Annotated in this window: 20 protein-coding genes; 11 read left to right on the forward strand and 9 right to left on the reverse strand. The window is 40.3% G+C overall.

Annotation, left to right across the window (positions count from 1 at the left end; genetic code table 11):
• Positions 1–37: 37 nt before the first annotated feature.
• Complete coding sequence (locus DG474_RS04510; protein ID WP_255778912.1) at positions 38–733, reverse strand: VIT1/CCC1 transporter family protein; 696 nt, start codon at positions 731–733, stop codon at positions 38–40.
• Between the two features lie 205 nt (positions 734–938).
• Here DG474_RS04510 and DG474_RS04515 point away from each other — a divergent pair, with 205 nt between their 5' ends.
• Genes DG474_RS04515 through ftsY form a run of 3 tightly spaced genes read left to right on the forward strand, consistent with a single transcriptional unit; the run spans position 939 to position 3,817 of the window.
• A complete protein-coding gene (locus tag DG474_RS04515; RefSeq protein ID WP_255778913.1) occupies positions 939–1,730 on the forward strand; it encodes a Cof-type HAD-IIB family hydrolase in 792 nt (263 codons plus the stop codon).
• Positions 1,730–2,548 (forward strand): Cof-type HAD-IIB family hydrolase, encoded by an 819-nt coding sequence (locus DG474_RS04520; RefSeq protein ID WP_255778914.1) that lies wholly within the window; start codon positions 1,730–1,732, stop codon positions 2,546–2,548. The genes DG474_RS04515 and DG474_RS04520 overlap by 1 nt, the downstream gene beginning before the upstream one ends.
• Before the next feature lie 3 nt (positions 2,549–2,551).
• On the forward strand, positions 2,552–3,817 hold the full coding sequence (gene ftsY / locus DG474_RS04525; protein WP_084859861.1) for a signal recognition particle-docking protein FtsY: 1,266 nt from the start codon (positions 2,552–2,554) through the stop codon (positions 3,815–3,817).
• 44 nt (positions 3,818–3,861) lie between these two features.
• On the opposite strand, the gene zwf is transcribed toward ftsY, so the two are convergent.
• The 3 genes from zwf to DG474_RS04540 all read right to left on the reverse strand — a co-directional run bounded on the left by zwf (position 3,862) and on the right by DG474_RS04540 (position 8,419).
• On the reverse strand, positions 3,862–5,349 hold the full coding sequence (gene zwf / locus DG474_RS04530; protein ID WP_084867388.1) for a glucose-6-phosphate dehydrogenase: 1,488 nt from the start codon (positions 5,347–5,349) through the stop codon (positions 3,862–3,864).
• A 149-nt stretch (positions 5,350–5,498) separates the two neighbouring features.
• Positions 5,499–6,239: an amino acid ABC transporter ATP-binding protein gene (locus DG474_RS04535; RefSeq protein ID WP_001096336.1), complete on the reverse strand. Its 741-nt coding sequence runs from the start codon at positions 6,237–6,239 to the stop codon at positions 5,499–5,501.
• A complete protein-coding gene (locus DG474_RS04540; protein WP_255778915.1) occupies positions 6,239–8,419 on the reverse strand; it encodes an ABC transporter substrate-binding protein/permease in 2,181 nt (726 codons plus the stop codon). Before DG474_RS04540 ends, DG474_RS04535 begins: the two co-directional genes overlap by 1 nt.
• Before the next feature lie 180 nt (positions 8,420–8,599).
• Here DG474_RS04540 and uvrB point away from each other — a divergent pair, with 180 nt between their 5' ends.
• The 7 genes from uvrB to DG474_RS04575 all read left to right on the forward strand — a co-directional run bounded on the left by uvrB (position 8,600) and on the right by DG474_RS04575 (position 14,676).
• Positions 8,600–10,588 (forward strand): excinuclease ABC subunit UvrB, encoded by a 1,989-nt coding sequence (uvrB, locus tag DG474_RS04545; protein ID WP_255778916.1) that lies wholly within the window; start codon positions 8,600–8,602, stop codon positions 10,586–10,588.
• 14 nt (positions 10,589–10,602) lie between these two features.
• Positions 10,603–11,229 carry an NAD(P)H-dependent oxidoreductase gene (locus DG474_RS04550; protein ID WP_129313009.1) on the forward strand — a complete coding sequence of 209 codons (627 nt, stop codon included), beginning with the start codon at positions 10,603–10,605 and terminating at the stop codon, positions 11,227–11,229.
• 40 nt (positions 11,230–11,269) lie between these two features.
• A complete protein-coding gene (locus DG474_RS04555) occupies positions 11,270–12,139 on the forward strand; it encodes a hypothetical protein (protein ID WP_084857531.1) in 870 nt (289 codons plus the stop codon).
• A 72-nt stretch (positions 12,140–12,211) separates the two neighbouring features.
• Complete coding sequence (locus DG474_RS04560) at positions 12,212–12,715, forward strand: hypothetical protein (protein WP_255778917.1); 504 nt, start codon at positions 12,212–12,214, stop codon at positions 12,713–12,715.
• 495 nt (positions 12,716–13,210) lie between these two features.
• Positions 13,211–13,768 carry a hypothetical protein gene (locus tag DG474_RS04565; protein ID WP_255778918.1) on the forward strand — a complete coding sequence of 186 codons (558 nt, stop codon included), beginning with the start codon at positions 13,211–13,213 and terminating at the stop codon, positions 13,766–13,768.
• The gene (locus DG474_RS04570; protein WP_255778919.1) at positions 13,746–14,183 is read left to right on the forward strand and encodes a hypothetical protein; all 438 of its coding nucleotides are present in this window, start codon (positions 13,746–13,748) and stop codon (positions 14,181–14,183) included. The genes DG474_RS04565 and DG474_RS04570 overlap by 23 nt, the downstream gene beginning before the upstream one ends.
• 25 nt (positions 14,184–14,208) lie before the next feature.
• Positions 14,209–14,676, forward strand: a complete 468-nt coding sequence (locus DG474_RS04575; protein WP_125414200.1) for an 8-oxo-dGTP diphosphatase — start codon at positions 14,209–14,211, stop codon at positions 14,674–14,676.
• Here the strand turns inward: DG474_RS04575 and DG474_RS04580 are convergent.
• Positions 14,673–15,188 carry a transcription repressor NadR gene (locus DG474_RS04580; protein WP_000159158.1) on the reverse strand — a complete coding sequence of 172 codons (516 nt, stop codon included), beginning with the start codon at positions 15,186–15,188 and terminating at the stop codon, positions 14,673–14,675. The genes DG474_RS04575 and DG474_RS04580 overlap by 4 nt on opposite strands.
• Before the next feature lie 11 nt (positions 15,189–15,199).
• Positions 15,200–15,727, reverse strand: coding sequence for an ECF transporter S component (locus DG474_RS04585; protein WP_000354644.1), 528 nt, complete (start codon positions 15,725–15,727; stop codon positions 15,200–15,202).
• Between the two features lie 135 nt (positions 15,728–15,862).
• Here DG474_RS04585 and DG474_RS04590 point away from each other — a divergent pair, with 135 nt between their 5' ends.
• Entirely contained in the window at positions 15,863–16,237 is a 375-nt protein-coding gene (locus tag DG474_RS04590; RefSeq protein WP_084857520.1) for a hypothetical protein, read from the forward strand.
• 36 nt (positions 16,238–16,273) lie between these two features.
• On the opposite strand, the gene DG474_RS04595 is transcribed toward DG474_RS04590, so the two are convergent.
• From DG474_RS04595 to coaB, 3 genes are read right to left on the reverse strand one after another with little or no spacing between them, the layout of a single operon-like run.
• Complete coding sequence (locus tag DG474_RS04595; protein ID WP_044020697.1) at positions 16,274–16,837, reverse strand: ECF transporter S component; 564 nt, start codon at positions 16,835–16,837, stop codon at positions 16,274–16,276.
• Positions 16,821–17,372 (reverse strand): phosphopantothenoylcysteine decarboxylase, encoded by a 552-nt coding sequence (gene coaC / locus DG474_RS04600; protein WP_044020699.1) that lies wholly within the window; start codon positions 17,370–17,372, stop codon positions 16,821–16,823. Before coaC ends, DG474_RS04595 begins: the two co-directional genes overlap by 17 nt.
• A gap of 11 nt (positions 17,373–17,383) precedes the next feature.
• Positions 17,384–18,073: a phosphopantothenate--cysteine ligase gene (gene coaB, locus DG474_RS04605; protein ID WP_084857518.1), complete on the reverse strand. Its 690-nt coding sequence runs from the start codon at positions 18,071–18,073 to the stop codon at positions 17,384–17,386.
• Positions 18,074–18,137 lie beyond the last annotated feature (64 nt).

Here is an 18,137-nt window from a genome sequence, read left to right on the forward strand (position 1 = left end):
AAAGATACCTCGATATTCATCGAGGTATTTCTTTATCTTAAATGCTGAAGAGTTGTCCAAACAGGTAAGTCACTCCCATGGTGAGAAGTCCGATACAGAGGTTACGGATCATAGCAGTTTTCGTAGGTGCCTTGCCTAGTTTAGCACTGGTATAGCCAGTGACGAGAAGGGAAAGGGCAACGATAAAAACAGTAGCAGGAATGCGATAATCACTTGGAAAGACAGTGATCGAAAGCATGGGAGGAAGACTTCCCAGTACAAAGGCGATAAAGCTAGAGATGGCAGCATGCCAAGGATTGGTAAATTCTTCGTACTCGATACCGTATTTTTCCTCAACCAAGGCTTTGAGGGGATTTTTTAAAAAGGCCTTGTTGGTCAAGAGTTGGGCGGACGTTTCACACTCACCGTTTTGAAGATAAGCAGCATAGAGGGATTGTTTTGCAGATTCCATGTCTTTATCCAAGAGTAATTGCTCTCTCTCAACAGCGGCTTCTTCCGTATCTTTCTGAGTGGATACAGAGACATATTCGCCACCTGCCATAGAAAAAGCACCAGCGAGGATAGCAGCCAATCCTGATAAAAAGATAATCCAGATATTGCTTGTCGCACTGGCAACCCCAATAACGACTCCAGCGATGGAAATAATTCCATCATTGGCACCCAGAACACCTGCGCGTAGGATATTGAGTCGTCCTGCAAAGTTAGCATCAATTTCATGTTTTATTTCTGTCATAGTCATCTCCTTTCTCTCCATTATAGAGAAAAGAATAGTGGAATACAAACTTTTTAAACTATCTGAAAAAAGTTCTACGATTCTAATTTTTAGGCCCTTTGAAGTTTCTCCGAAAAAGTAGTGCTATCCTACTGTACTGGACCTTTTTAAACTTATCTATGGTATAATAGAAGATAGATTTATCAATTGGAGAATGAAGGATTTTATGATTAAACTTGTAGCAACCGATATGGATGGAACCTTTCTAGATGGAGAGGGTCGGTTTGATATGGAACGCCTTAAAAATTTACTTGTTTCCTACAAGGAAAAGGGGACTTATTTTGCAGTGGCTTCAGGTCGTGGTATTCTGTCCCTGAAAAAGTTGTTTGCGGATGTGCGAGATGAAGTGATTTTTATAGCTGAAAATGGTAGCTATGTTGAGTTTCATGGCGAGGATATGTACGAGGCTACTATGTCTCGGGATTTTTACTTGAGCACTTTTGAAGCTTTAAAGAAATCACCTTATTTTGATGAAAGAAAAATGCTACTGACGGGGAAAAAAGCTTGTTATGTTTTGGATACAGTGGATGAGACCTATCTCATGTTTAGTCGTCACTACAATGAAAACATTCAAAAAGTAGCGAGTTTGGAAGATATCACGGATGAGATTTTTAAATTCACTACTAACTTTACTGAAGAAACGATAGAAGCTGGGGAGGCCTGGGTCAACGAAAATGTTCCTGGTGTGAAAGCCATGACAACTGGTTTTGAATCCATTGATATTGTCTTGGACTACGTTGATAAGGGTGTGGCTATTGTTGAGCTAGCCAAAAAACTGGGGCTTAGCATGGATCAGGTTATGGCTTTTGGCGACAATCTCAATGACCTTCACATGATGCAGGTTGTGGGACACCCAATCGCTCCTGAAAATGCGCGACCAGAGATTTTAGAATTAGCAGAAGCAGTGATTGGCCACCATAAGGACCAATCAGTGATGACTTATATGGAGGGTTTGTAATGGCAGATATTAGATTGATTGCACTTGATTTGGATGGTACTTTACTGACAACGGATAAAAAGCTGACAGATCGTACCAAGGAAGTCCTCAAAGCTGCGCGTGACCGTGGTATCAAGGTCGTTCTGACAACGGGACGTCCTCTGAAAGCTATGGATTTTTTTCTCAAGGAGTTAGGAACTGATGGTCAGGAGGACGAGTACACCATCACCTTTAATGGTGGTCTGGTGCAGAAAAACACAGGAGAGATTCTCGATAAAACCGTCTTTTCAATCGACGATGTGGCACGATTGTATGAGGAAACTGAAAAACTCGGACTTCCGTTAGATGCTATTTCAGAAGGAACAGTCTATCAAATCCAGTCGGACCAAGAAAGTCTCTATGCGAAGTTCAACCCAGCCTTGACTTTCGTACCTGTCGCTTTTGAAGATCTATCTAGTCGGATGACGTATAATAAATGTGTGACTGCCTTTGCCCAAGAACCTTTGGATGCAGCGATTCAACAGATTTCTCCTGAATTGTTTGACCAATATGAAATCTTCAAATCGCGTGAACTTTTATTGGAATGGTCACCGAAAAACGTCCACAAGGCAACAGGTTTAGCGAAATTAATTAAACACTTAGGAATCAATCAAAGTCAAGTGATGGCTTGTGGGGACGAGGCCAATGACCTTTCCATGATTGAATGGGCAGGTCTGGGAGTTGCTATGCAAAATGCTGTTCCAGCAGTTAAGGAAGTTGCCAATGTGATTACCCCAATGACCAACGACGAGGAAGCCGTTGCCTGGGCTATCGAAGAATACGTGCTAAAGGAGAACTAAAATATGGGATTATTTGACCGTCTATTCGGAAAAAAAGAAGAGCCGAAAATCGAAGATATTGTAAAAGAAGCTCTGGAAAATCTTGATTTGTCAGAAGAAGTTGAGGAAAACCAAACGGCAGTCGAAGAAACTTCTCAGGAAGTGACAGCAAGAGACAAAGTGGAAGAAACCCCTCAGATCTTGACAGAAGAAGTTATTGAACCAGAAGCAGTCGAAGAAATTGCTCAGGAAGATCTTGAGCTAGAAGCTGATGAATTGGAACAACTCCAAGAGCTGGAAGAAGTTTTAGAAGAAGAGAGCCAAGAGTATCTAGAAACTGAAGAAGAACTTCCTCAGGTTGAGGAAACCGTTCAGGAAAAATATGACCGCAGTCTCAAGAAAACCCGTACGGGATTCGGAGCTCGTTTGAATGCTTTCTTTGCCAACTTCCGTTCAGTCGATGAAGAATTCTTCGAAGAATTGGAAGAACTGCTCATCATGAGCGACGTCGGTGTGCAAGTCGCTTCAAACTTAACAGAAGAACTACGCTATGAAGCTAAACTCGAAAATGCTAAGAAGCCTGACGCGCTCCGTCGTGTCATTATCGAGAAATTGGTCGAGCTCTATGAGAAGGATGGCAACTACGATGAACAAATCCATTTCCAAGATGGTTTGACAGTCATGCTCTTTGTCGGAGTCAATGGTGTTGGGAAAACAACTTCTATCGGGAAATTGGCTCATCGCTACAAACAAGCTGGCAAGAAAGTCATGTTGGTTGCGGCAGATACCTTCCGTGCTGGCGCCGTTGCCCAGCTAGTAGAATGGGGCCGTCGTGTGGATGTTCCTGTTGTGACGGGACCTGAAAAGGCTGATCCAGCAAGTGTGGTATTTGATGGGATGGAACGTGCTGTAGCAGAAGGAATTGATATCCTTATGATTGATACAGCAGGCCGTCTGCAAAACAAGGACAACCTTATGGCCGAGTTGGAAAAGATTGGTCGCATTATCAAACGTGTCGTTCCTGAAGCACCTCATGAAACTTTCCTGGCACTCGATGCTTCAACTGGACAGAACGCCTTGGTACAAGCTAAGGAATTTTCGAAGATAACACCATTGACAGGTATTGTTTTGACAAAAATTGACGGAACTGCCCGAGGTGGTGTTGTTCTGGCTATCCGCGAAGAACTCAATATCCCTGTAAAATTGATTGGTTTCGGTGAAAAAATTGATGATATTGGGGAATTCAACTCAGAAAACTTTATGAAGGGTCTCTTAGAAGGCTTGATTTAATACAAAATAAATATCCTGCAAGTCAATCTTGCAGGATATTTTTGCTATTCTAAACGGCCATCTTCACGATAGGCGATATCTGGTTGCCAGGTCCATTTGGCTCCATACTTTTCAAGTAAGTCAAAGCTAGCTTGAGGTCCCATACTTCCGGCTTTATAGTCATGAAGTGGGGCGCCATTTTCAGCCCAGAGCTCTTCGATACGGTCAATCAATTTCCAAGAAGCACTTACCTCATCCCAGTGGCTAAAGTTGGTAGAGTTGTTATTCAAGACATCGTAGATTAATTTCTCGTAAGGATCTGGTGAGGCCCCGGTAGCAGTAGCATCTGTACGATAATCCAGAGAGCTTGGTGCCAGGTTAAATTCTTCACCTACTTGCTTACCATTTAGGCTGAGTGAGAAGCCTTCTGTTGGTTGGATATAGATGGTCAAGATATTTGGTGCCAAAGGCTCACCAAAGATAGAGTCCATTTGCTTAAAGACGATATTGACATGAGTGCCTTTTTCTGTCAGGCGTTTACCAGTACGGAAGAAGAAAGGAACACCACGGAAGCGATCGCTATCTACAAAGAAGGCACCAGATGCGAAAGTTTCTGTTGTGGATTCAGGATCGACATTTGGTTCGCTTCGATAGGAAATGTATTTCATGCCATCGATTTTACCAGAGCGATATTGACCACGGATAAACTGTTCTTTCAGTTCTTCCTCAGTTGGATGATAGAGGTTTTTAAAGACCTTTATCTTTTCAGCACGAATCTCATCTTTTGTAAAACTAGCTGGTTTGTCCATGGCTAGAAGAGAGAGGAGTTGGAGAGTATGGTTTTGCACCATATCACGAAGGGCACCAGATTGATCATAGTAGCCACCGCGTTCTTCAACACCCAAGCGTTCCGCAAAGGTAATCTGTACATTATCAATGTGCTCACGGTTCCAAACATTCTCAAAGATCATGTTGGCAAAACGAACAGCAAAGATACTCTGAATCATCTCTTTACCTAGGTAATGGTCGATACGGTAGATTTGCTCCTCATCAAAGGCCGCAAGGAGATCTTCATTGAGTTTGCTAGCTGTTTCGTAGTCTGTACCGAATGGTTTCTCAACGATCAAGCGTTCAAAACCTTTGCCATCAACAATGTTTTCAGATTTGAGGTGCTTGGCAATGGTTCCAAAGAACTGAGGTGCCATAGACAAGAAGAAGAGCTTGTTGTGTTCAGCTTGGTATTTTTCGTTGAGCTCAGCTTGTAATTGGCGCAAAGCAATGTAATGTTCCGTATCATTCACATCATGGCTTTGATAGTAGAAGTGGCTAGCAAATTCCTGGGCTTGCTCGGTACTATCTGCCAAATCAAGGATGGACTCGACAACTACAGATTCAAAATATTCCTTACTCCAAGGTCTACGAGCTGTTCCGATAACAGCAAAATGCTCAGAGAGATTGCCTGATTTATAGAGTCTGAAAAGGGAAGGGTAGAGTTTGCGTTTAGCTAAATCTCCACTCGCACCGAAAATTGTAACAATAACCTTTGATGACATCTAGCTACCTAATTTCTATATTTTTTCCTAGTTGGACTAGGGATGAGATTTCCTCATTTTCATAGTCTTTATTTTATCATAATTTTCAAAAAAATCAAAAAATCCAATACGCAATTAAAAAACTGTAAGGAGAACCTTACAGTTTTGTTTTATACATTTAAGACCTTGTCCAAGAACTCTTTTAGACGAGGGTGTTGCGGGTTATCAAAGATTTGGTCTGGAGTTCCATCTTCAAGAAATTCTCCATCAGCTGTGAAAATAACACGATTAGCTACCTGACGAGCAAATCCCATCTCGTGGGTTACGATGATCATGGTCATACCTTGCTCTGCCAATTCCTTCATAACGTTCAAAACATCTCCAACCATCTCAGGGTCAAGAGCGGAAGTTGGCTCATCAAAGAGCATGATATCAGGATTCATGGCAAGTCCACGAGCGATAGCTACACGCTGTTTCTGACCACCTGAAAGGCTATCTGGATTTGCCTTAGCCTTGTCTGCAAGACCGACTTTCTCCAGCAATTCCATCCCCAATTTTTCAGCTTCTTCTTTGGTCATCCGTTTGTGTTCAATAGGTGCAAAAGTGATATTTTCTAGGACGGACATGTGAGGGAAGAGATTGAAATGTTGGAAGACCATTCCCACGTTTTCGCGGACATGGTCGACATTGGTTGACTTTTCAGTCAAATCATAACCATTTACTGTGATGTGGCCACTCGTTACCTCCTCGAGAAGGTTAAGGCTACGGAGGAAAGTGGATTTACCAGAACCAGAAGGACCGATGATGCAGACAACATCTCCTTCATAGAATTTAGTTGTAATTCCTTTTAAAACCTCATTTTTTCCATAATACTTATGCAAATCATTTACATCAATTTTTAGTTTTGCCATTAACGAATCCTCTTTTCTAAGCGTTTCGCTAGTCTAGTCAAAAGCGTGATAATTACAAGATAGAAGATAGCAAGGATTGCATACATCTTGAAACTTTGGTAGTTACGGGCGATGATGATCTTACCAGTTTGGAAAAGTTCCACCAGACCGATAGCAGATACGATGGTTGTATCTTTAAGAGCGATAACGAATTGGTTGACAAAGTTTGGCAACATCAATTTAGTCGCTTGTGGCAAGATAATCTTACGCATGGTTTTTCCATAAGAGATACCAAGACTGCGGCTGGCTTCCATTTGCCCAACTGGAACAGCTTGAATCCCACCACGAACGATTTCAGCGATATAAGCTGCCGCATTGAGTGAGAGGGCAATAGTACCAGCTACAAAGTCATTGATTGGACTTTGTTGGCCTGTAATCGACTCGATGAAGTTTGGAATACCCCAGAAGATGAATGCTGCAAGAATCATCAATGGAATACCACGAATAACGTCAACGAAAATCTCAGAGATCAGACGAAGAGATTTGTATGGGCTAACGCTAAACATACCAAAGATAATCCCGATGACAATGGCAATTGCAAATGAGATAAGAGCTAGAGCAAGAGTGATTCCAAGTCCACTCAGAAGTTGTTTGTAGTTGTTTTGAAGCAAGCCCCAGATAGTTGTTTCGTCAACCGTACTTGTTGAGTCAGTTGAAGTTTCGCTAGCTAGATACTTGTCAAGAATTTTTTGGAATTCTCCGTTAGCTTTGAGGTTCGCAAGTCCGTTATTGAACATCTGGATCAATTCTGGATTTGTACCTTTTTTAACCGCAAAGGCTGTTTCACCGATTGGAGTTCCAGCGATTGGCGTTTTCAATTTTTGACCTTGGCTGATAGAATATTTGAGAACTGGCTCATCATCCATCACGGCATCGATAGAGCCAGTATTCAGACTGTCATACATAGAAGCGCCATCTGCAAAGGTTTTAATCTTATAGCCGTATTTGCTTTGATTTTCAGTAAGGAACGTTTGAGAAGCAGTTCCGTTTTTAACACCGACAGTTTTATCCTTGAGGTCTTCATAAGAAGTAATTGTGCTTGATTCTTTCACACCGAGAATCGTATTTGCTGTGTAGTATGATTCTGAGAAGTCAAAGGTTTCCTTACGAGCATCTGTTACAGACATACCAGCAATGATACCATCTGCTTGTCCAGCTTGAACAGCACTAATGGCTGCGTCAAATCCTGGATTGGTAATCTCAATTTCAAAACCTTGATCTTTGGCAATGGCCTTGATGAGGTCCATATCAATACCGGTGTATTGATTGCTTGAATTTTGAAAGACGAATGGGGCGAAAGATGAGTCGCTGGCAATAATGTACTTGCTTTTCACAGGAGTAGCTTTTTGTCCAGCAGCAGTAGTAGTAGTAGTTGTTGTTGTTGTTGGGCTTGCCGTAGTTTTAGAAGCCGTCCATTTTTGGATGATTTGCTCCAAGCTACCATCCTTCTTCATTTGTGCTAGGGCTTCGTTAAACTCGGTAACCAAGTGTTCATACTTGCTCCCTTTCTTGACACCGAAGGCAAAGCTTCCAACAGCCTCACCATCCATATTGATGCTGAGATCTTGTCCTTGGTTAATCGCATACTCGATAACAGGTTTATCATCCATGATGGCATTTACAGCACCAGCACTTAGACTGTTATTCATCAAATCACCTGTATCAAAGGTTTTGATAGAGAAGCCGTATTTATCTTTGATACTTTCGAGGAAACGTTGGGCGGCAGTTCCGTTCTTAACTCCAACTGTTTTTCCGCTAAGTTCCTCATATTTGGTGATTTTATTTGCCTTTGTGGTAGCAATGACAACTTTTGTATCATAATAGGTATCAGACATGGTAAAGACATTTTCGCGTTCTTTTGTTTTTGTCATACCTGCCATAATGGCATCTGCTTGACCTGACTGCACTGCATTTACAGCTGCATCAAAGCCAGGATAAGACATTTGGATGTTCCATCCTTTGATTTCTGCGACTTTATTGATAATATCAACATCAATCCCTTTATAGGTTTGATCTGAATCTTTAAACTCAAAAGGTGCGTAAGCTGTATCAGACACAATCTTAACAGTATCAGCTTTTGCCATACCTAGTGAGAAAATGGGAAATAAAATGAGCAAACATGCTAGTATTTTTTTCTTCATTTTTAGTCTCCTTTTCCGAATATTTTCCCATTATATCAGAAAATGAATGAAAAGGCAAATTTTATGGATTTTATGTAAGGAAATGTAACATGAAATACTCACTCTTATCAACTTAGAGAGGAGTCTGAAAAGTAAATTTATGGTAAAATAGAAGGATAGAAAAATGCAGATGAGGCAATCATGATTAATCGAATTACAGATAATAGATTTAAACTAGTATCAAAATACCAACCTTCAGGTGATCAACCACAAGCGATTGAGCAGTTGGTTGAAAACATCGAGGGTGGAGAGAAGGCTCAAATTTTGATGGGGGCGACGGGTACAGGGAAGACCTATACAATGAGTCAGGTCATTTCCAAAGTTAATAAGCCAACTTTGGTCATTGCCCATAACAAAACCCTAGCTGGTCAGCTCTATGGGGAGTTCAAGGAATTTTTCCCTGAAAATGCTGTTGAGTACTTCGTATCTTACTATGATTATTACCAACCCGAGGCCTATGTCCCTTCTAGTGATACCTATATTGAAAAGGATAGCTCGGTCAATGATGAGATTGACAAGCTCCGTCACTCAGCGACTTCAGCCCTTCTGGAGCGCAATGACGTCATTGTCGTGGCTTCAGTCTCTTGTATCTATGGTTTGGGTTCGCCCAAGGAATATGCTGACAGTGTGGTGAGTCTCCGTCCAGGTCTGGAGATTTCTCGTGATAAACTCTTGAATGACTTGGTTGATATTCAGTTTGAACGCAATGATATTGATTTCCAACGGGGAAGATTTCGCGTTCGCGGGGATGTGGTGGAGATTTTCCCAGCTTCCCGAGATGAACACGCTTTTCGAGTAGAGTTTTTCGGGGATGAGATTGACCGTATCCGTGAAGTTGAGGCTTTGACAGGTCAGGTATTGGGAGAAGTCGATCATTTGGCGATTTTCCCTGCCACTCACTTTGTGACCAATGACGACCATATGGAAGTTGCCATTGCCAAGATTCAGGTGGAGTTGGAGGAGCAGTTAGCTGTCTTTGAAAAGGAAGGCAAACTGCTAGAAGCTCAGCGTTTGAAACAACGGACAGAGTATGATATTGAGATGTTACGTGAGATGGGTTATACAAATGGGGTTGAGAACTACTCACGCCACATGGATGGTCGTAGTGAAGGAGAGCCTCCTTATACGCTTCTTGATTTCTTCCCAGATGATTTCTTAATCATGATTGATGAAAGTCACATGACCATGGGGCAGATTAAGGGCATGTACAATGGAGACCGTTCACGTAAGGAAATGTTGGTCAATTATGGTTTCCGTTTGCCGTCTGCCTTGGACAATCGCCCTCTCCGTCGTGAGGAGTTTGAGAGTCACGTTCATCAGATTGTATATGTTTCAGCGACACCAGGTGACTATGAAAATGAACAGACCGAGACAGTGATTGAGCAAATCATTCGTCCGACAGGACTTCTAGATCCTGAAGTGGAAGTCCGTCCGACTATGGGACAGATTGATGACCTCCTAGGTGAAATCAATGCCCGTGTTGAAAAGAATGAACGAACCTTTATCACAACCTTGACCAAGAAAATGGCAGAAGACTTGACCGACTACTTCAAAGAAATGGGCATCAAGGTCAAGTACATGCACTCAGATATTAAGACCTTGGAACGAACGGAGATTATCCGTGACCTACGTTTGGGTGTCTTTGATGTCTTGGTCGGAATTAACCTGCTCCGCGAAGGGATTGACGTTCCTGAAGTGAGTTTGGTTGCCATTCTCGATGCTGATAAGGAAGGTTTCCTTCGTAACGAACGTGGCCTCATCCAGACCATTGGTCGTGCTGCCCGTAATAGCGAAGGGCATGTCATCATGTATGCGGACACGATGACTCAGTCTATGCAACGTGCTATCGATGAAACGGCCCGCCGTCGGAAAATCCAGATGGCTTATAATGAAGAGCATGGTATCGTTCCACAAACCATTAAGAAAGAAATCCGTGACCTAATCGCCGTAACCAAGGCAGTTGCCAAGGAAGAGGACAAGGAAGTCGATATCAATAGCCTCAATAAACAAGAACGCAAAGAACTCGTCAAAAAACTCGAAAAACAAATGCAAGAAGCTGTCGAAGTGCTTGACTTTGAACTCGCAGCTCAGATTCGTGATATGATGCTGGAAGTCAAGGCGTTGGATTAGATAGGAGAAAACGAATGAAAATTTTAGTCATCAATGGACATCCTGACAAGGGAAGTTTCTGTCAAGAAATTTTTCGAACGATTGTAGAAAATATTGACTCAAATCATCATGAGCTTGAATCTATTAACCTAAATGAGATAGATTTTGATCCTGTATTGCGTTATGGTTATCGAAAACGGATGGAAGAGGACTCTTTCATACTTCGCTCTCAGGAATTAATTCAGTGGGCAGATCATTTCATTTTCGTTTATCCAATTTGGTGGAGTAGTATGCCTAGTTTATTGAAGGGTTGGATCGATCGTGTTTTCACGCCAGGAATTGCGTACTCTGCCAATAATCAAGGAAGTTTTATTTTAAACTACTTAAGGGGTCAGCAGTTTAAAAAGTTACTAAAAGGAAAAACAGCTAGTATTTACGCAACATCCATGGCACCAACATGGTGGTACAAAGTATTTTCAGGTCCTATCAATATCCCAGACAGTTATGGAATATCAGTATTAAAGAATGCTGTCCTAAATCATTGCGGTATCAAAACAAAGAAAGTTTCAATTTTGGGTGAGTTAGGGCGTGAGGTGAATACAAATTCTACAAGACAAAAATATCTACAAAAAGTAGCTGAGGAAGTCAAGGCTTTGGATTAGTGAAATAAATTTTAATATGTTTATCTAGGAGAATGTAGTAATGAAAAAAGCGTTAGTGTTGAATTTCAGTTTTATCGCAATTATCCTCTCAGCCTGTTTTCTGAGTTTTGTAGTCATTTTATTAGTTACCTTTCATACTACTTTTTCAGGACCATCTAAATCTGAAATTGAGAGTGTAACAAGAAGCACCTTAAAGTTATATGGTTTTGAAGGAGATGTAAAGGTTACTAAATATTCTAGATACAGATGGCCTTCTGTAGAGTATGAAATTGAATACGATTATAGTGAAGAAGTTAATGGTAGGAAAGTCACTGTCAGTGATAGTTTGATATTTGATCCTAAATCTTCCAGTACTTCTAGAAAAACGTATGAAGCACTGGCATACGATGGAACTATTGAAACGATGTTACATCAATTTTCACATATAGCAGATCAGCTACTCAACCAGAATCCTGTCAGTGTTTCTAACAAAGAAAAGGTAGAGAGTTTTTTCAAGCAATATGAAAATCCCAATTTGGAATTCGTAAGTAGTTACTGGAGTGTCGATACTGAATCTGACAATATCCAAGACTATTATGCTCTCATCGAAAAGAACCATAAGGAAGGGAAAGCTTTTCAAGGTTTATATGACCTCCCTATTGATGAATTTTTGGAAAAAGGAATTATTAAAGGAAGTGTTAGATATAAAGACACTGTTTTAGAAGAGGGTGAGAAAGATTATTTTGATGGTGAAGGCGGACTGACAGGATTTATTTCAAATGGGATAGATAATGCTGAGTTGCCAGATGCCTTTTATGAGGTTTCTTATTACTATGGTGCTAAAGGATATCGTTCAGGTAGTGGTGTTTCTTTAAAGATTAAAAATCATAAACTGATAAGTTACGAAGAGAACAGAACTAAGAAATTTTAAATCTTAAAATTTAGCTTTGAACCTATACCACCTATACGTTTTAGATTATATTTTAAATAGAGGGAAGTTATTATGAATTTGAAAGAGAAGAATTATAAGAAGTCATCAGGCTTAGATTCTGTTCGTTTTTGGTTACAAGGGCATCGATTTGTCAAATTTATGCTTGATATTGTCTTTTATATCATCTTGTTCCTAGTTATAGAATTTACAACATCACAAAACAAAAGCATTCCAGCTGATTTTCGGTACAGAGAGCTTTTATTTCCCTTGCAATTGAATCTTTTTATCTTGGGTAATAGGTTCTATGCTCTCTTTTTGTCAGTGAAAACTGAAAAAGAAAGGACCCTTAAAAGATTTTGTGAACCCTTTATTTATATCAATGTCCTTAGCTTCATTTTTCAACTGATTGGTGTGAGAAAAAGAGGAAGAGTCGTTCTGTCACCATTGTTTTCACTGGAGTCATCCTATATCTGGTTTCCTATTGTCGTCTACCTTCTAGTCTTGATGTTAACTCTGGCAATCTTCTTTCTCTCTAAAGGCTCAAAAAAAGGAGTAGATGAAAATGAAGATGAGTAGACAAATGAAGTACAAGACAAAAGAAAAGTCTTCTTGGACTAAGAGGATTTTTCTTTGGCTGGAAAGGCACAGAAGGATTGGTCAACTTTTGGATACGAGTGTATTATTTGGATCTATGTTTGTATCATTTCTTGCCGCCTCTTACATTAGTTATCCATTACCGAACATGAACTATCTTTCCCCCTTAAGCTTCAATCTTATCCTTCTGATCTTATCAACCTATTTCCTTGTCTTTCGTTTTAGTAGTGATAAACTTCAGAAATGGCGTTACTTTTCATGGGGATTTATTGGGTTCAATGGTCTTCTTTTTCCCTTTCATCTCTTGGTAGGTCTGAATTGGCTAGGACGTCGTAAGTCAACGAATTTCCCTCCCATAATTTCTATGGATCCAGCATATGTCTGGGTTCCTATTGTAAGTTATCTCTTTTTCTTTTTCTTGGGGCTGGGCATTCTGCTTTTGATTATACAGAAAGAAAAGAGAAGAAGGAGGCGAAAATGGAACGAAAGATTAAGAAACCAAAGAAGATCAAGCAACAGAACAGACAAATGAGAAAAATCCAGAAAAAGTATTCTTTGATAGCTCACGTCCAATTGTGGATGGAAAGACATTCAAAGATTGTTTCTTTTATGGATGGTGGTATAATATTATTATCTATTTTTGGTATCATGTATGTGTTGTTCGGGACGTCACTTATCCCGAAACCGTATCAAGAAATGTCCTATGTCTTGCCAATTATTATGAATTTTGTCTTTTTGGTGCACACACTTTATCAAGGTATTTTTAGAGATGGTTTTAGCAATAAGGCTTCAGTACAAGGATTTTTAAAAACTTTTCTATTCATAAACGGACCTATTTTTCTCCTCCACTTAATTGTTGGGGTGAAAGGGAGAAATGTTAAAAAAATTCCTTCCCTATTATCTATCGATTATCGCTACATCTGGCTTCCAATTACTACCTATCTAATCTTTTTCATCATTCCAGCGATATTAATGGTGATTTTGAAATATAAGGACAAAAAGAGGAAAAATCATGACAAAAGAAAATCTAACTAAGTTATTTTCATTTAAAACTCTCTATTTGGCTTTGCTAGCTTTTGTGATTCTTCATTTGGTACTGTTAGTTTTTGGCCTATCCTTTACTCCAGTTTTGTGGAATAGTTGGTTTTTTATTCTTTGTTTAACCTTCCTAATCCACCCCTGGAGAATCTTTTATAGAACAAGAGATTTTCAATGGTATCACCTTATTTTTCAAATATTTAGTGGATTGGTGACATTTTACCTTTGGTTTGCAGCATTCTTTGTTTTATCAGTTATCTCGGATCCAGCCGTCCCTATCAATATAGACTATCGCATAGAAGATAAGGAAATCATCATAGCTAGAGGTTTTTTGGCCCGTACTACTTATGACCATCATGAATTGATCAATCCCTTTATCATGAAGTCCGAAGTAAAATATCGAGATGAATAATAGCAAATAGAAAGTGAGTGAATCCATGTCACGTTCCCAAAAGACAATCCTAACAAACATCTGCCTTGTCGAAGATAAGGCGCGAGGTAAAGTCCTAATGCAATATCGCTCTCCTGAAAACAATCGCTGGTCTGGCTATGCCTTTCCAGGAGGACATGTTGAGAATGGCGAGGCCTTTGCCGAGTCTGTCATTCGTGAGATTTATGAAGAAACAGGTCTAACCATTCAGAATCCACAACTAGTCGGCATTAAAAACTGGCCCTTAGATACAGGTGGGCGCTACATCGTCGTTTGCTATAAAGCGACAGAGTTTACTGGAAATCTCCAATCTTCAGATGAAGGAGAAGTATCTTGGGTACAAAAAGACCAGATTCCAAATTTGGATCTGGCCTATGATATGTTGCCTCTGATGGAAATGATGGAAGCACCTGACAAGTCTGAGTTCTTCTATCGCCACCGCACAGAGGACGGCTGGGAAAAAGAAATTTTCTAGTCTTTTACTAAATAACCTAACTGATCCAAGGCCTCCTCGATATAGTGGAGGTCTTGTTGTGTCTCGGCTTCAACAAGGTGGTAATGAATGCCATCTGTCAATTCAGAAAGGGGTCTAAAGTCTGAATTCTCTACTTGTTCGAGAAAATGCTGGACATCTCGGCGGCAAGTGAGTTTGAGTAGGGTTTCAATTTCGCCATAAACGGGATGATCGATTAAGATATTTTGAACGCGTCCGCCGTTATCTACAATGGCTAGTAGTTCCTGACCGATTTCTTCCAGTTCATGTTTCACTTTAAAGAGTTTGTGGACGTAGGGGCTGGCATCATTTTCTTTGTAGATATAGCCACGATTGGTGGATAGGATAGGAGCTCCATCTGCTCGGAGAATAGCGATGTCCTGTACAATGACTTGGCGCGTAACATGGAAGTGTTCAGCCAAGGTTTGACCATTGAGAGCTTTTGGCGCCTCTTTTAACAGTTTGAGAAGAGCTTGTTTGCGATCCTTTGTCATAGTTTTTCCTTTTAGCGACGTTTTCGAAGCACTTTATAGACAGCTAGTGCTAATGTATAGTCTACCATACTATGAACGATTGTGCCAAAACCAACTAGGACAAAGAGAACATAAAACATATTTTCAACATTTGTCCCTGAAGTAGCATAAAAGATGATACAAGCTATTACTTCAGCGATAGCATGAACAACACCCAAAACAAAGTTAAAAATCCAAGACGCCTTTGGTTTATCCAAGGTTTCAGGGAATTTCTTTAAGTACAAAGCCCCCAAAGTACCAAAAACAATGTGAGAGAAGGCACGGAGTACAATAACAGGCGGATAGCCTGCCATCAGAAAACCAAGACTAGAAGCAATAATCACAAAAGCAGCCATCAAAGGCGAAAGAAACATGGCGATAAAGATGGGGATATGACTTCCCAAGGTGTAAGAAGCCGGTGGGATAACGATTTTAAAAGGCATAATGATTGGAATCAAAATCGCTATTGCAGTGAGTAGGGCAGTCATGGTCATAAACTGCGTTTTTTTCCGTATATCCATAAGAACCTCCATTTATCTGTATATACACAAGTATAGTACAATAAATCACCAATCAAGTCAAGAAGCATTATTGATTTTTCAGGAAAATTTGGTTAAAATGTGGTAAAGAATAATAGGAACTGAGGAGAAATTGTGATGATACTTTTTGTTTACCTAATCGTGGTAATCGTGATGATGTCAAAGCAGAAAAAAGAAGGGAAAGTAGTCTCAGGTTGGACTCGCTTCCTAGTTTATAGTTTATTGGTCCTTTCGCTATTCTCTCTATTAGCAGGTGTTTTGGCTCTTTCACTTGTCTTAAATCCCTTAGTAGGATTTTACTATATGGAAGTTATAGGAATCATGTTAGAAATTGTTCATTTTGTCAATATGATGATTGCTTTTGGTTTGATTTTATTGTCGGTAAGTATATACTTGGATAGTCAGAGAAACCAAGAACCAACTCCTCTTTCACATCATGTAGTGAGACTCGGTGTTCATATCCTTTTGATTATTCTCATGCTTAAAATATGAAAACTCCACTTTCATTATGAAAGTGGAGTTGATTTTTTATTTTTTCAAGGTTTCGAGACGGGGAACAATTGCTACTGTTAGAACGGCAGAGATGACAAGCTCGGCAATTGAGTTTGTAGAAATAACGGTTGCCAGGAGTTTTTGGATATTTCCATCAAAGACACTTCCAAAAAGGAAGAAGATTCCCCCAAGGACAAAGACGGTGTTGGTAAGGGAACCGAGAGCACCAGCAAAGATGAGACCTGTTCTGTTTTTTAATAATTTATAAACCAAGTAAGGTGTCAGACCAATCAAAACGCGAGGGACAATAGCGATAATCGCAGAATAGATGTTTCCGTTCGGTACGAATGGTGAGAAGAGGTAGCTGGTCGGAAGGATGGTAATCGTATTTACCGTTAAGCTCAATAGTCCCATAAGAAAACCAAGTGTAACTCCAACTCGAGGGCCATAGATGATACTAGCAATAATGACTGGAATATGAACGATAGTTGGTTTAATCGGGAATGGGAAAAGGTTAAATAGGAGAGAACTCAAAAAGTGGATAACGAGCATAACTGCAAAAAAGATAGCAATCGGTGCAATGTTAGAGCGTTTGTTCATCGAGGGTTTCCTTTATTCTTTCTAAAATAGTATTCAGGTCAGCTAGGGCGCCTTTGCCGTGATCGCCACAGGCTAGTAGAGATTCTTTTGGAGAGATGATTTGATAACCAAAAGTCTCTAATGTTCTTAGATTAGTCTGAGTTGCCGGATGGTCATACATTTTTGTATTCATGGCTGGTGCGACTAACTTTTTGACGTGGTTTGGCAGGGCAAGCGCTGTGCTTGTCACCATGTTGTCAGCAAATCCGTGTGCTAGTTTGGCAATGGTATTAGCAGTAGCAGGAACAACAATAAAAAGGTCAGTCCTTTTGCCTAGTTCGATATGATTGACTTGATCAGGAGCAGGTTCCTTCATGACATCAAGGTGGACAGGATTTTGAGAGAGGACCTGTAGTGTCAACGGTTGGATAAACTCTCTCGCTGCCTCAGTCATTAAGACAGTGACCTGATGGCCCTGTTTCTTCAAGGAACTAACTAGGTCAGCTGATTTATAGGAGGCAATGGAACCTGTCACTGCGATAAGAATATTTGCCATGGCTTTCCTTTCTAAAAATCGTATGCTTGAATTTTTTCAAGGAGGAGGTTTGCGATTTCCTCTTTGGTTTGAACGGTTTGAAGATGATCATTCTCAACAAAGATTGCGCGATGCTGATTTGCTGAAATTTGAGTCAGGTCATTTGCGATGATTAAGTCTGCTTGGTTCTTGATAAGACTCTTTCGTGCGATCTCAATGAGATAATCCTCAGAGACATCAACCAATAGTTTGAAACCAATCAGATGAATGGCAGGGTTCCATTCTTTGACCAAAGAGATGATTTTGGGTGTTTTTTTCAGGAATAAGACCTGAACCTCATCAGTTGAAGAAATCTTCGCTTGATGATTCTGCTTGTTTAAGAATTCTTCCAGATTGGAGCTAGCCTGAACTTCCTCAAGCCCCGTCATATAAACAGGTGTGTAGTCAGATACAGCCATAGAATGAATCAAGACTTGATAATTTTGAACACGTTTTTGCATCTCAACTAGAAGGTCGTTGGTATTATTAATTTCTCGAATGCTTAGGTTGGGATGAGCTTCTGGCTTCAGAGCTCGTTTTGTTGTTATCAAACAAACTTCATGCCCTGCCGCCAGCAAGGTCTCCGTGATGATTTTCCCCAAGCGACCTGTAGAATGGTTAGTAATAGAGCGGACACTATCGATAGCTTCACTGGTACCGCCTGACGTGACTAAAATTTTCATAGCACTATTGTACACAAAAATAAACAGTAAGTAAAATGAAAGCGATAAAATTTTGCTAAAACAA

Source organism: Streptococcus oralis (assembly GCF_024399415.1).
In the GTDB taxonomy this organism is placed as follows: Bacteria; Bacillota; Bacilli; order Lactobacillales; family Streptococcaceae; genus Streptococcus; species Streptococcus oralis_CS.

Coding starts and splice junctions, on each gene's coding strand:
- DG474_RS04510 (WP_255778912.1), bottom strand. CDS start 733: ATGACAGAAATAAAACATGAAATTGATGCTAACTTTGCAGGACGACTC.
- DG474_RS04515 (WP_255778913.1), top strand. CDS start 939: ATGATTAAACTTGTAGCAACCGATATGGATGGAACCTTTCTAGATGGA.
- DG474_RS04520 (WP_255778914.1), top strand. CDS start 1,730: ATGGCAGATATTAGATTGATTGCACTTGATTTGGATGGTACTTTACTG.
- ftsY (WP_084859861.1), top strand. CDS start 2,552: ATGGGATTATTTGACCGTCTATTCGGAAAAAAAGAAGAGCCGAAAATC.
- zwf (WP_084867388.1), bottom strand. CDS start 5,349: ATGTCATCAAAGGTTATTGTTACAATTTTCGGTGCGAGTGGAGATTTA.
- DG474_RS04535 (WP_001096336.1), bottom strand. CDS start 6,239: ATGGCAAAACTAAAAATTGATGTAAATGATTTGCATAAGTATTATGGA.
- DG474_RS04540 (WP_255778915.1), bottom strand. CDS start 8,419: ATGAAGAAAAAAATACTAGCATGTTTGCTCATTTTATTTCCCATTTTC.
- uvrB (WP_255778916.1), top strand. CDS start 8,600: ATGATTAATCGAATTACAGATAATAGATTTAAACTAGTATCAAAATAC.
- DG474_RS04550 (WP_129313009.1), top strand. CDS start 10,603: ATGAAAATTTTAGTCATCAATGGACATCCTGACAAGGGAAGTTTCTGT.
- DG474_RS04555 (WP_084857531.1), top strand. CDS start 11,270: ATGAAAAAAGCGTTAGTGTTGAATTTCAGTTTTATCGCAATTATCCTC.
- DG474_RS04560 (WP_255778917.1), top strand. CDS start 12,212: ATGAATTTGAAAGAGAAGAATTATAAGAAGTCATCAGGCTTAGATTCT.
- DG474_RS04565 (WP_255778918.1), top strand. CDS start 13,211: ATGGAACGAAAGATTAAGAAACCAAAGAAGATCAAGCAACAGAACAGA.
- DG474_RS04570 (WP_255778919.1), top strand. CDS start 13,746: ATGACAAAAGAAAATCTAACTAAGTTATTTTCATTTAAAACTCTCTAT.
- DG474_RS04575 (WP_125414200.1), top strand. CDS start 14,209: ATGTCACGTTCCCAAAAGACAATCCTAACAAACATCTGCCTTGTCGAA.
- DG474_RS04580 (WP_000159158.1), bottom strand. CDS start 15,188: ATGACAAAGGATCGCAAACAAGCTCTTCTCAAACTGTTAAAAGAGGCG.
- DG474_RS04585 (WP_000354644.1), bottom strand. CDS start 15,727: ATGGATATACGGAAAAAAACGCAGTTTATGACCATGACTGCCCTACTC.
- DG474_RS04590 (WP_084857520.1), top strand. CDS start 15,863: ATGATACTTTTTGTTTACCTAATCGTGGTAATCGTGATGATGTCAAAG.
- DG474_RS04595 (WP_044020697.1), bottom strand. CDS start 16,837: ATGAACAAACGCTCTAACATTGCACCGATTGCTATCTTTTTTGCAGTT.
- coaC (WP_044020699.1), bottom strand. CDS start 17,372: ATGGCAAATATTCTTATCGCAGTGACAGGTTCCATTGCCTCCTATAAA.
- coaB (WP_084857518.1), bottom strand. CDS start 18,073: ATGAAAATTTTAGTCACGTCAGGCGGTACCAGTGAAGCTATCGATAGT.